Origin of the sequence: Tetragenococcus solitarius NBRC 100494 (genome assembly GCF_001544195.1) — a bacterium.
In the GTDB taxonomy this organism is placed as follows: Bacteria; Bacillota; Bacilli; order Lactobacillales; family Enterococcaceae; genus Tetragenococcus; species Tetragenococcus solitarius.
Map to the genome: position 1 here is coordinate 1 of NZ_BCPY01000023.1, position 11,477 is coordinate 11,477.

The 11,477-nt window shown below is 34.3% G+C and carries 10 protein-coding genes; 5 read left to right on the top strand and 5 right to left on the bottom strand.

Going from position 1 to position 11,477, the window contains the following annotated elements; all coding sequences use genetic code 11:
- Positions 1-959 precede the first annotated feature (959 nt).
- Positions 960-1,607 carry a DUF5067 domain-containing protein gene (locus TS1_RS07580; protein ID WP_068709434.1) on the top strand — a complete coding sequence of 216 codons (648 nt, stop codon included), beginning with the start codon at positions 960-962 and terminating at the stop codon, positions 1,605-1,607.
- Positions 1,608-1,720: 113 nt separating this feature from the next.
- On the top strand, positions 1,721-2,098 hold the full coding sequence (locus TS1_RS07585; protein ID WP_068709436.1) for a hypothetical protein: 378 nt from the start codon (positions 1,721-1,723) through the stop codon (positions 2,096-2,098).
- 144 nt (positions 2,099-2,242) lie between these two features.
- On the opposite strand, the gene TS1_RS07590 is transcribed toward TS1_RS07585, so the two are convergent.
- The 5 genes from TS1_RS07590 to TS1_RS07610 all read right to left on the bottom strand — a co-directional run bounded on the left by TS1_RS07590 (position 2,243) and on the right by TS1_RS07610 (position 7,732).
- Positions 2,243-3,589, bottom strand: a complete 1,347-nt coding sequence (locus tag TS1_RS07590; protein ID WP_068709438.1) for a glucose-6-phosphate isomerase — start codon at positions 3,587-3,589, stop codon at positions 2,243-2,245.
- A gap of 86 nt (positions 3,590-3,675) precedes the next feature.
- Positions 3,676-5,025: an NADP-specific glutamate dehydrogenase gene (gene gdhA, locus TS1_RS07595; RefSeq protein WP_068709440.1), complete on the bottom strand. Its 1,350-nt coding sequence runs from the start codon at positions 5,023-5,025 to the stop codon at positions 3,676-3,678.
- A gap of 233 nt (positions 5,026-5,258) precedes the next feature.
- The gene (gene ybaK / locus TS1_RS07600; RefSeq protein WP_068709442.1) at positions 5,259-5,744 is read right to left on the bottom strand and encodes a Cys-tRNA(Pro) deacylase; all 486 of its coding nucleotides are present in this window, start codon (positions 5,742-5,744) and stop codon (positions 5,259-5,261) included.
- 43 nt (positions 5,745-5,787) lie between these two features.
- Positions 5,788-6,549, bottom strand: a complete 762-nt coding sequence (gene aroD / locus TS1_RS07605; protein WP_245610116.1) for a type I 3-dehydroquinate dehydratase — start codon at positions 6,547-6,549, stop codon at positions 5,788-5,790.
- Positions 6,550-6,562: 13 nt separating this feature from the next.
- Positions 6,563-7,732 (bottom strand): class I SAM-dependent rRNA methyltransferase, encoded by a 1,170-nt coding sequence (locus TS1_RS07610; protein ID WP_068709444.1) that lies wholly within the window; start codon positions 7,730-7,732, stop codon positions 6,563-6,565.
- Between the two features lie 214 nt (positions 7,733-7,946).
- On the opposite strand from TS1_RS07610, the gene TS1_RS07615 reads away from it, so the two are divergent.
- The 3 genes from TS1_RS07615 to TS1_RS07625 all read left to right on the top strand — a co-directional run bounded on the left by TS1_RS07615 (position 7,947) and on the right by TS1_RS07625 (position 11,428).
- Positions 7,947-10,088: an LTA synthase family protein gene (locus tag TS1_RS07615; protein WP_068709446.1), complete on the top strand. Its 2,142-nt coding sequence runs from the start codon at positions 7,947-7,949 to the stop codon at positions 10,086-10,088.
- A 118-nt stretch (positions 10,089-10,206) separates the two neighbouring features.
- A complete protein-coding gene (locus TS1_RS07620) occupies positions 10,207-10,956 on the top strand; it encodes a hypothetical protein (RefSeq protein ID WP_068709448.1) in 750 nt (249 codons plus the stop codon).
- Positions 10,940-11,428: a hypothetical protein gene (locus tag TS1_RS07625; RefSeq protein ID WP_068709450.1), complete on the top strand. Its 489-nt coding sequence runs from the start codon at positions 10,940-10,942 to the stop codon at positions 11,426-11,428. Before TS1_RS07620 ends, TS1_RS07625 begins: the two co-directional genes overlap by 17 nt.
- Positions 11,429-11,477: the final 49 nt, after the last annotated feature.

Consider the following 11,477-nt stretch of genomic DNA (forward strand, 5'->3'; position numbering starts at 1 on the left):
AAATTTTGGTTCGAAATAATACAGTTAGCATACAAATAAACAAAACAACTTTCTTACTACACAACGTTCAAGCATTCCCAATTTTATTCTCCTTATAACCCCCTTTGCTTCAAAAAATTTGTTCATAACTATTCAACATTTTTACAATGTTTTCTTATTTCTTACACGTAAAGATGATTTAGTTTTTGTAGCATTGAAACTTTCAGGTATGACGCCCCCCGTTTTTTATTTTAAAAACTATTTTTCCCCTTTAGTATTGATTTATGCTATACTAGAAACATGCGAAAAATATTTTTATGCAATAATTTGATTTATTTTTTTGAAGTTTATTTACACTGGCGTAACTTAAGCGTTACAAGGGTATATTAGTAGGTTAGGGAATATATCGTTTAAATGAGAAATAGTTAATTTTGAGCAATAGTCTCATCAACTTTAAATAATGAATATTGATTAGTTAGATAGCCTTCTCACAACTGAGGAGGCTATCGTTTATTTTTCTTCCATTTTTTATTATGCAACTCAAATTTTCTCTAGAAGCAAAATAGTTAACTACTCTTTTTAAATTTCAAAAACTATATCTTGGTGATATTCAGTTTCTAAACAGTAACTATCCTTACGCTTCAGAAGGTAAGAGGCAAAAGTGGAACTTTCACAATCACCTTCTTTGATCTGATAGTTGCCAAATCGTAATAGCCTACGTCTTATTTTTAGATACATTAAAAGAAACAACTCGCAACACTGTTAAATTTTATGCAAAAAGATATGATGAATTAAAATTTCAGATAACTATATATTTTATTTTTATGTCGATAGAACCTTAGACCTTCAAAAAATTTAGATTAAAAAATAACAAGCAACAAAAATTTTAATATTTATTTCGTTATTTTTTAGAAAAAACAGCTCTGCACAGGTACTTCTGTGTGATATAATGTCTGTAATTAATTTTTAGGAGTGTTAAAATGAAAAAAGTTTTGTTAGGTAGTTTGTTGGTATGTACGTTAAGCTTAGTTGCTTGTTCAAATAATGGCGACGAAGAAGATACCACCGCTGCAAGTACAGAAAGCAAAACAGAAGTAACAGCAGCAGGGTATGAAGAAGAAGGTCAAGATGTAGCTGAGATGTCTTTTAAAGACGGTAAGCTGGAAACAGACTATATGAAAATGTCCATCGACAAAACGCAAGTCGCACATGATAATACAATGGACGAAGACGGGTTAGTTATTTGGTATACAATAGAAAATACTTCTGAAGATAACATCGTTCCATCGGAGGAATGGTATTTGTTTACTGCAAAACAACAGGATGATTCAACAGAATACAATCTTACAGATGATATAGGATATTTTAATTCTGCTGAAGCGTTATATCCCACGGAAGACGAAAATGGAGAATTTGTTGACGATGCCTCATGGGATGAAGCAGATGCAAATCAAACCGAATTCAGAAATGAATATGAAGAACCCGCTGACAATGAATTACTTCCTGGAAAATCAAAACAATTTGCTACTGGAATCAATTTAAATAACACGGAAAAACCAGTGATAATTCAGGTTGGAGAAGAATTCCCTACAAGTAACAATGAAGAGTATAAGATTAATTTAAATTAAAGAGGTTGGTTTTAAAAGAGGTGTTGCTGTCGATCAACTGATAATTTTATTGGTATAGTTGATTATAATGTTACATTTGGATTAATTTAATATATTACGAGGAGAATGTTGAGATGAAAACTACGAAATTAGTTGCAGGTATTTTAATGATTGTGTTATCAGTGTTTATTCTTTTCCAATCTACAGTGGCCGGATTGGGAAATGCTCTAAGTGGTAATGGTGAAACTGGAGGCTCTGGAGGCATGATTACAGCTATTATTTACTTAACGACAGGTATAGTATATATAGCTACGAAATCAAACAAGAAAATGACAGCTGATATTATAAATATGATTTTACTTTTAATAGCATGGTTATCTGCTATTTCTAACGCTGGAAGTTATAGTGATTTAACAGTTTGGGGCTGGTTAGCTTTCATCATTGGTATTGGCTTTTTTGTTTGGCATATATTTGCAAATCGTAAAACTAAGAGCACTCAAGAACTTCAATAATAAAATACGTAAAGATTAAAAACATTCAACAAGAATAAAAAAGGCGCTCATTTTGAGCGCCTTTTTTGTGATGTAGCACAGATTTTCTATAACAGCGTACATGCTTTGTACACAGTTAACTTTAAAATACATTTAAACGTTGATTTATAAACGTTTGTTCAGCTCATCAGCCAAGTCTTCAAAGCCGGGTTTGCCTAGTAAAGCAAACATGTTTTTCTTATAAGCTTCTACGCCGGGTTGGTCAAATGGGTTAACACCATTTAAGTAGCCTGAAATTCCAACAGTAATTTCAAAGAAATACATGGTATAACCTAATGTATACTCGTCCATTTCTGGGATTTTTAATAGTAAATTAGGAACGTTCCCATCTGTATGAGCCAACAAAGTTCCTTCAAAGGCTTTTGTATTTACAAAGTCAATTTCTTTGCCTTGTAAGTAACCTAATCCATCTAAATCGGATTCTTGTTTTGGAATAGAAACACTTTTCCGTGGTTTTTCTACTTTTACAACAGTTTCAAATACATTCCGTGTACCATCTTGAATCGTTTGGCCTACCGAGTGAAGATCTGTTGAAAAGTTCGCACTTGATGGATAAATTCCCTTTTGGTCTTTTCCTTCAGATTCACCGTATAATTGCTTCCACCATTCAGAGAAATATTGCATTCCTGGTTCATAGTTAACCAAAATTTCAATGGCTTTATCTTTACGGTGCAAAATATTACGCAAAGCAGCGTATTGGTAAGCTTCATTTTTCTTCAAATCTGGATCCATGTATGCTTTCCGAGCATCAGCCGCCCCTTGCATTAAAGCGTCGATATCTGCGCCACTAACCGCAATAGGCAATAAACCAACAGGGGTTAATACAGTAAAACGTCCGCCAACATCATCTGGAATGACAAAAGTTTCCCAACCTTGTGCATCGGCTTCTTCTTTTACAGCACCTTTTTGACGATCTGTCGTCGCATAAATTCGTTTATTGGCTTCATTTTCACCATACTTATTAATCAATAATTCTTTAAATACTCGGAATGCGATTGCTGGTTCGGTAGTTGTTCCTGATTTTGAAATAACATTTACAGAAAAATCACGATCACCTATCATTTCAATCAAATCTGCAAGATAGGTGGAAGAAATAGAATTACCCGCAAAAACCACTTGTGGTGCCTTTCGTTGTTCTTTTGGTAACGCATTATAAAATGAATGTTGTAAAAACTCAATAGCTGCGCGAGCTCCTAAATAAGAACCACCAATACCAATGACAACTAAAACCTCAGAATCGGATTGAATTTTTTCTGCAGCCTTTTTGACGCGAGCAAATTCTTCTTTGTCATAGTTTTCTGGTAAATCAATCCATCCTAAGAAATCATTACCAGCGCCTGTACCGTTTCTTAACGCTTTGTCTGCTGCAGTCACTTGGTTTTGCATATAATCAAGTTCATGTTCGCTAACAAAGGGAGTTACTTTTGAATAATCAAATGAAATATGTCCCATGTTGCCTCCTCCTTATAAAAAAGTAAAGTAGTAATGTACATTACTACTTTACTTTTTTTATCACTATTTTTCAAGTCATTGTTCTACTAGACTAAACCTTGTTCGACCATCGCTTTTGCTACGTTGCTAAAACCGGCAATGTTTGCTCCTAGCATGAAATTGTTTTCCGATTCATACTCTCTAGCAGCGTTGCGTGTACTTTCGTAAATCTTCTTCATAATTGTATTTAGCTGTTTATCCACGTCGTCTTTTTCCCATTGCAAGCGTTGTGAGTTTTGACTCATTTCTAAGGCAGAAACCGCTACACCACCAGCATTTGCTGCTTTACCTGGGCAATAAGAAACTCCTTGGTCAATAAAGTATTCCGTTGCATCAATTAGACAAGGCATATTTGCTCCTTCAGCTATAACTTTCGCACCATTTTCTACGATATTTTGTGCTTTTTTCTTATCAATTTCGTTTTGTGTCGCACATGGGAAAGCTAAATCATAAGGAGCTTTTAAATCCCAGACAGATTCATCTTTATGATACTCAGCTTGAGGACGTTTTTTCGCATAAGCTGTTAATCGATCCCGATCAACTTCTTTAACTTGTTTTAATAATGCTAAATCGATACCTTCTTTATCATAGATATAACCATTAGAATCAGAACAAGTAACTGCTTTAGCCCCTAATTCTTGTAATTTTTCAATAGCATAAATAGCGACATTCCCACTACCAGAAACAGCAACCGTTTTGTCTTTAAAGTTTTCGTTTTTATCAGCTAGTAAATGTTTAACAAAATATACTACACCATAACCAGTAGCTTCAGTACGACCTTTACTACCCCAGAAATCTAATGGTTTGCCTGTTAAAACACCTGCATCATATTGTTTTAAACGTTTATATGTTCCATACAAATAACCAATCTCACGAGCCCCTACACCGATATCTCCTGCTGGGATATCCAAACTAGGACCAATATATTTGGATAATTCAGTCATAAAGCTTTGACAAAAGCGCATGATTTCAGCATCTGATTTTCCTTTAGGATCAAAGTCGCTACCGCCTTTACCTCCGCCTATAGGCAATCCGGTTAGACTATTTTTAAAAATTTGTTCAAAGGCCAAGAATTTTAGAATACTTAAATTTACACTAGGGTGAAAACGTAGCCCGCCTTTATAGGGGCCTAAAGCCGAATTAAATTGGATACGGTACCCACGATTCACTCGCCAATTTCCTTTGTCATCTTGCCAAGGCACACGAAACTGCAAAATACGTTCTGGTTCAGTCAATAAAGATAATAAATTGTTCGCTTCATATTCAGGATGTTTTGCTAAAAAAGGCTCTACAGTAGACAAAAATTCATCTACTGCTTGTAAAAATTCCGTTTGATGCGGATCTTTATTATGAATTTCCTCTTGTACTGCCGTAATATAGTCACGTGTTTTTGTCATAAAAATGCCTCCTTATATTTCTTTCTTATTCTAGCAGAAAAAATTTTTATATGCATTATATTTTTGTAATTTTCAAAAAATTTTCTTAAAATGAAAGATCGAGTAAACTATTTTCCAAAAAATAAACAAACACGCTCCATACCCTTCAATAGACCTTTTAGCTAAACATTTATTTTCAGTACATGAAAACACCTTATGTACTGAAAATAAATGGCTAAACCGAACTTTGTGCTTTATGTTGTAATCTCGGCAAACATCCCATTGACTATATTTGCTAAATCTTCTGGTGACAGCTCAATCTGTAAACCACGCTTACCTGCTGAAACTAAAATTGAAGCAAAATTTTTTGCAGATTGATCGATGTAAGTTGGAAACTTCTTCTTCATTCCGATTGGCGAGCAGCCACCTCTAATATAGCCTGTTGTTTTTTCCAAATCTTTTAAATGTAACATTTCAACTTTTTTATTCTGACTCGCCTTTGCAATTTTTTTTAAATCTAATTCTTGATCTCCTGGAACCACAGCGACGAGTGCCCCTGTTTTATTCCCTACTGCTACTAGTGTTTTAAAGATTTTTTCAAGATTTTGATTGAGCTCAAAAGCCACATGTTCGGCGCTCAACTGCTCTTCATTCCAAGAATATTCATATTCTTTATAAGAAATATTATGTTGTTCAATGAGACGTATTGCATTGGTTTTTTCTTTTTTCTTCTTACTCAATTGCTCTACTCCTAATGATTTTTTCTAGAACTAAACAAACTGCTTAGTCCTTTTTTAAGTGTAAAGTCTCTAAAATAAATTGTAATTCTTCGATGGGAATTTGACCAGGAGCTGAAGTTTGGGCATCTTCTAAAGACCCAAAAGTCAAAACGGAACCAGTAATTTCTCCAGTAATTCGAGAAACTTTTCCTAAATCTCCCATAGAAATCGTTGCAATAGGTAGTTGGTTAAAAGCTCTAGATTTTGAAACAATGTTCATCATCCGCAACACATCTTCTAAACTGTGAGGCATAGCAGCAATTTTTCCGATATCCGCTCCAAATTGGTTCATAACGCCTATACGATAGATCATTGTAGCATCTTCAGGAGTTTGATCATAATCATGACTGCTCATGATTATTTTTACTCCTTGAATTTTTAAGTCTTGGACAAATTTACGACCTAAAAATTCTACCTTGCCAAACTCTATATCGATCAAATCAATCATTTGCGTACTAGCTGCTGCTAAACATAAATCATGATACATTTTTAAAGAAACAGGCCAATTTCCGCCTTCTTCTACAGAACGGAATGTAAACAAAAGGATCTTTTCCGGCAGGATTCCTGCAATCATTTCCAATGTTTCCATCATATCATCAATTTCTTGACTTTCACTAAATAAATCTGCCCGCCACTCCACAATCTCAGCTATGGATTGCTTCGCGCGATTGGCTTGCTCTGCAATTTCTTCTGTTGTTTTTCCAGTAATGGGTACGCACATTTTAGGCTGACCGTCACCAATTTTTACATTTTTTATCTCTAACAAAAAGACACCCCCGTTAATATTTTTCAATCTGATAAAAATAAACTTTCAAATAATTTCCTTCAGAAAAAGCTGAATCAACAGCGTAATCCTCAGGAAGATCCAACTTTTTCGTTAATTTATAAGACACATTTTTCTTTTGTAAAGCTGTTTCAATCATTGCCCGAAACTTTTTAGGCGCAAGATTGGCAGCATTCGTCGATGCTATAATAGTCCCTTTATTGTTTAAAATCGCCACACTATCTTCAATGAGTTCTCCGTAATCTTTCACTACGCGAAAGACCTTCTTTTTATTTCTTGCAAAACTAGGAGGATCCAAAATAATACAATCAAATACTAGATTCTTTTTCTTTGCATACTTAAAATACTCAAATGTGTCCATTACACGAATCCATTGTTGGTCAAGAGGTATTTTGTTAGCGGCGAATTGTTCTTTTGTCTTTTTTAGGCTGCGTTTAGCTAAATCGACGCTTGTCGTACTTTTAGCTCCACCAGCAGCTGCTGCGACCGAAAAAGCTCCAGTATAACTAAACATATTCAAAACCTTCATATTTTTGGCAAATCCCGCCGCAAGAAGTCCTCTAACTTCACGTTGATCAAGAAAAATCCCCGTCATTAAACCCTCATTTAAATAGACTGCATAATTCAAATTATTTTCTTTAATATAAAGCGGCTCTGGTGCATCGATTCCCAAAAGAAGTCTTGATTGGCTTTGATCTGTTTGAAAACGTAATTTTTCGTAAACACCTTTTATTTCAGGAAAAACTTCTACAAAAGCAGCGATGATTTCTTCTTTTTTATTATGCAAAGTTTGGTTATACCAAGAAACCACAGCAAAATCACCATATTTATCTACCGTCATGCCTCCTATACTGTCTCCTGCACCATTTACAAGACGAAAAGCATCTGTTTGCTTATCTTCATAATAAATATACCGCTTTTTTCTTGCTTGAAAAAAAAGTTCAACAAAAAAAGCGTGGTCAAGGGGGCGATTTTCTGTAGTTAAACTCCAGCCTACTCCATTGTTTTGCAAGCCGAGATACCCTTTAGCAATAAACTTTCTTTGTTGGTCAACAAAAGTAAGCCATCGATTTTCTTTTATTGGCTCAAGCAAATCTTCTTTTTGTAACAACGGATAACCATGATTCAGCCGTTTTGCCGCTTGCTGAGTGATTTTTATTTCCATATATTCACCTATTTTTCATTGATTTCTTACAACCAAGTATACCAAATCCTCCATTTTTTGTCTTTTAGGAAAAAATTGATAAGAAAAACTTAATTTAGCCTCCATCTCTCCAATTTTATTGACAGTCCAACAGGGAGTTAGTAGAATATTATTGATGAATGAAAACTATAGAAAATATTTTCATGGTGCACACCAGAAAGTGAGGAACAAACCTTTGAAGAACATAAAAATACCAAATCTTCTAAACACAAGGTTAGGTTTTTTTGGTCTACTTGCTATATTGCTCTGGGCTAAAAATATCTTGGCTTATTTTACCGAATTTAATTTAGGAGTCGACAGTACTATCCAATATTTTATTCTGGTGATTAATCCAATAGCAACGACGTTATTTTTACTATCGATTGCTTTATATGTAAGAAGAACCAAGGCATCGTATTTTACCATGCTTTTTATTTATTTCCTAGCCACTGTCTTACTTTTTGCAAACATTGCTTATTATCGCGAGTTTACAGATTTTATTACTATCAATACGATTTTAGGTGCCGGTAAAGTCGCTGGAGGACTTGCAGGTAGTACTTTGAAATTATTACAAATAAAAGATATCCTTTATTTTATTGACTTTATTGTTTTAGCGATTGCACTTGGGACGAAAAAAATCAAAATGGACGAACGTCCTATTCGAGCTAGAACCGCTTTAGCTATAACTGCTTTATCTGTAATGGTATTTTCTGGAAATTTATTTCTAGCAGAAACGGACCGTTCAGGATTGTTAACCCGTACATTTTCTCGTGATTACTTAGTCAAATATCTAGGGATCAATGCTTTTACTGCTTATGATGCCGTGCAAACTTATCAAACGACACAGGTTCGAGCACAAGCGAGTCCTAACGATATGGATGAAGCTAAAGATTATGTTAGTGAGCATTATGCTGAACCTAATGATAAATATTACGGAATGGCAGAAGGCAAAAATGTGATTTATATCCATTTAGAAAGTGTTCAACAATTTTTAATTGATTATGAATTAGAAGATGAAAATGGCGAAAAACATGAAGTCATGCCTTTTATTAATAGTTTATACCACGACGATAGCACATTTAGTTTTGACAACTTTTTCCATCAAGTAGCAGCTGGTAAGACAAGCGATGCTGAAACATTAATGGATAATTCATTATTTGGTTTAAACCAAGGATCATTTTTCACACAATTTGGTGGGAAAAATACCTTTGAATCTGCACCGAATATTTTAAAACAAACAAAAGGTTATGAATCAGCTGTCTTTCATGGTAATGCAGGAAACTTCTGGAATCGTAATGAAGTATACAAACATTTTGGTTATGATCACTTTTTTGATGCAAGTTATTACGATGTTAATGACGAGAATTCTTTCCAATATGGCTTACATGATAAACCATTTTTTGAACAATCTGTCAAATATCTAGAACATTTGCAACAACCGTTTTATTCTAAATTTATCGCTGTATCAAACCACTATCCTTATTCTGAATTTACTAATGAGGAAGCTGGCTTTCCACTTGCAGATACCCCCGATGAAACAATTAATGGTTACTTTGCTACAGCAAATTATCTAGATACAGCTGTTGAAGAGTTCTTTAACTACTTGAAAGAATCAGGCTTATATGACAACTCAGTGATTGTACTATATGGGGACCACTACGGAATCTCTGATGGGCGTAATGAAAATCTAGCAGAACTATTAGGAAAAGATAGTAGTGAATGGGATAATTATGATAATGCACAAATGCAACGTGTTCCGTATATGATTCACATCCCGGGACAAAGCGAAGGTGGTATCAACCATACTTACGGCGGAGAAGTTGACGCTATGCCGACGCTCATGCATCTTTTAGGCGTAGATACTAAAAATTATATTCAAATGGGCCAAGATATGTTGTCCGATCAGCATCAACAATTGGTAGCCTTCCGCGACGGTTCTTTTGTATCCCCTGACTACACTAACTATTCAGGAACGCTTTATGATAACAAAACAGGTGAAGCGATCGAGTCTCCTTCAGAAGACCAGCAAGCAGAAGTGAAAAAATTACAAGAAGATGTGAATAAACAATTGGAAACTTCAGATAAAGTAACTCAAGGTGACCTACTTCGCTTCCATACAGGTAGTGGTCTTGATCCTATCGATCCAGACGATTATGATTATAAAAATATGGAAGAACGGATACTTAAAAAAGAAGAAAAATTAGGCGACGATTCCACGAGTATCTATTCTGAAAATGATGACAAATCAACCGAAGATGAATACGAAACAAAATCGTACCAAGAGTACCATCCGGAAGTGCGTGAACAATTAGAAAAAGAAAATAGTGAAGATAAATAGTTAAACAAAAAAAGAATTCTGGCATCTATAATTGATGTCAGAATTCTTTTTTTTACAATAAGATGTTCATATTTTTTTCAAACTCATTTTATATACTCGAGTTAAGAAGGTGAGAAGGATGTCTTTTTCAAAAATTGCTTTAGCCAGTCTAAAATACCACCGACGTATAACTACTTTTTATATCATTTTTTTAGCAATTACATTCTGTTTATTATTTATTATCGACAGTCTAAGGGTTTCATTGCCTTACTTATACAGTCATATGGAAGACTTGCTGACATCTTCAGGCTACTCACTAGAAAAACAAAGTATCCTGACCTCTATCCAAGAGCCGGTTGCAACCGTGAGTCGTTACTATAGTCTATCCCAAAAAGCCGCACTTCTTTTTTTTACTGTGATGTTCTTGATTTATTTTTTCGCTTGTCAAGTCGTAAAAGAAAAAGAATATTTTATCTGGAAACATTCTGGTAGTACTACCCTTTCCTGGTTGTACTTTAATTTATTAGAGGCCTTTTTCCCTTTTCTTATCTTTGCTGTAGCAATTACCATAATCACTATGATTTTACAGCACTTTTGGATGGGGATTGTTTTAAGCCAACATTTAAAAACAATTGAATCCATTAATGGAATACATACGTTCACTGAGCAGTTTGGTCAGAATGATCTAGGTTACTTAGTCGTCCGTTTCCCTCGTACCAATCAAGCGCTTATTCAGTCTATCCTGTTATCAAGCAGAGAGTGGACAAAGATTCTTTTTATCTCGCTTGGACAGACGCTTCTAAAGCTGATTTTTCTGATTTTCCCGATTCAAATCAGCGCCATAGGCATTCATCACTATTGGAGGCATAAATTTGGAACAAATGATTAATATAAAGCAACTGCCCACTGGCTTTTATCTCGTGGCTACAAAAACTTATAAGAAAAATTTTTTAGAACAACAAAATAAACAAAGTCAACCTATAATAGGTGAAATCACAGGAAATTGGGAACAACTACCTTACTTATCGCTAAGAGAAAATCTTCTTTTAGGAGTAGATAAAAGTAAACGTCCGAAACTTTTACACTACATCAAATTAGTTGATATGAATCCATCGTTTTTTACCAAACCTAAAAAGGAACTTTCACAAATGGATAAAATAAAGTTACAATTTATCCATCTTTTATTAAAAGAAGTACCAGTTATTTATCTTTATGATTGTTTTGATTCTATTACAATAAGTCAGATGCAATGGTTATTAAACTTTTGTCAAAAACTTGCCCAAAATTATTCTTTGCGTATATTACTATTTAGTAAAGACGAACAACTTCTTCAAGCAGCCAACATTGATGAAATTTTATAAAATTTAACCTTATGCTTATTGGAGCTGTGACATAAGTTCCTTTAATAAA

Excerpts from the sequence above, each read along its gene's own strand:
- TS1_RS07580 (WP_068709434.1), top strand. The coding sequence starts at position 960 with ATGAAAAAAGTTTTGTTAGGTAGTTTGTTGGTATGTACGTTAAGCTTA.
- TS1_RS07585 (WP_068709436.1), top strand. The coding sequence starts at position 1,721 with ATGAAAACTACGAAATTAGTTGCAGGTATTTTAATGATTGTGTTATCA.
- TS1_RS07590 (WP_068709438.1), bottom strand. The coding sequence starts at position 3,589 with ATGGGACATATTTCATTTGATTATTCAAAAGTAACTCCCTTTGTTAGC.
- gdhA (WP_068709440.1), bottom strand. The coding sequence starts at position 5,025 with ATGACAAAAACACGTGACTATATTACGGCAGTACAAGAGGAAATTCAT.
- TS1_RS07610 (WP_068709444.1), bottom strand. The coding sequence starts at position 7,732 with ATGGAAATAAAAATCACTCAGCAAGCGGCAAAACGGCTGAATCATGGT.
- TS1_RS07620 (WP_068709448.1), top strand. The coding sequence starts at position 10,207 with ATGTCTTTTTCAAAAATTGCTTTAGCCAGTCTAAAATACCACCGACGT.